The sequence below is a fragment of the Streptomyces sp. AC627_RSS907 genome (assembly GCF_019049165.1).
Genome location: NZ_JAGMUE010000638.1, coordinates 1 through 567 on the forward strand (window position 1 = coordinate 1; position 567 = coordinate 567).

1 protein-coding gene is annotated in these 567 nt (G+C 75.8%); it reads left to right on the forward strand.

All coding sequences use genetic code 11. The annotated features are described in order from the left end of the window. On the forward strand, nt 1-567 hold a 567-nt coding region (locus KUM32_RS37540), incomplete at both ends, for an NAD(P)-binding oxidoreductase (protein ID WP_254406679.1).

Consider the following 567-nt stretch of genomic DNA (forward strand, 5'->3'; position numbering starts at 1 on the left):
GTCATCGCTGGTGGACATGGTCAGATCGCGCTCCGGCTTGTGCGGTTGCTCGCCGGGCGCGGGGACGAGGTCGCGGGGATCATCCGCAGGCCGGAGCAGGCGGGCGACCTGCTGGCGGCGGGCGCGGAGCCCGTCGTGTGCGATCTGGAACACGCCTCGCTCGCCGAGGTGGCCCAGCATCTGGAGGGCGCGGACGCGGCGGTCTTCGCGGCGGGAGCCGGCCCTGGCAGCGGCGTGGGCCGCAAGCAGACGGTGGACCACGCGGCAGCGGTCCTTTTCGCGGACGCGGCCGAGCGCGCCGGCGTACGCCGCTTCATCGTGGTCTCCGCGATGGGCGCCGACCGGGAGCCGAGCGCGGACACCGACCCGGTCTTCGCGGCGTACCTACGCGCCAAGGGCGCGGCCGACGCCGACGTACGCGCCCGCTCCGCGCTCGACTGGACCATCCTGCGCCCCGGCCGCCTCACCGACGACCCCGGCACCGACCTGGTCACCCTCGCCGAGTCCACGGGCCGGGCGGAGGTCACCCGGCAGGACGTGGCCGCGGTCCTGGCCGCCCTCCTAGAC